The sequence below is a fragment of the Brachyspira pilosicoli genome (genome assembly GCF_019402445.1).
Taxonomy (GTDB): Bacteria; Spirochaetota; Brachyspiria; order Brachyspirales; family Brachyspiraceae; genus Brachyspira; species Brachyspira pilosicoli_B.
On the sequence record NZ_SRZM01000414.1, the window covers coordinates 1 to 253 of the forward strand.

The 253-nt window shown below is 34.0% G+C and carries 1 pseudogene; it reads right to left on the reverse strand.

The features are described 5' to 3' along the window. A pseudogene (locus tag E6A48_RS11500) lies at positions 1 to 253 on the reverse strand (3-deoxy-7-phosphoheptulonate synthase); the annotation flags it as partial.

Consider the following 253-nt stretch of genomic DNA (forward strand, 5'->3'; position numbering starts at 1 on the left):
CATATCAACAGTATTTTCAAAATCTTCTAAGTGTCTTATAGATACAATTTCACTTACTATAGGAATGCCTATTTCTTCTTTTGCTAGTTTTAATATTTTAAGTCCGTCAAGTGCCAAACCTTGGAATGCATAAGGGGAAGTTCTAGGTTTGAAAGCTCCTCCTCTAAGTATTGAAGCTCCTGATGCTTTTACGCTTTTTGCTATATTTATTACTTGCTCTTCACTTTCTACAGAACAAGGTCCTGCTATTATT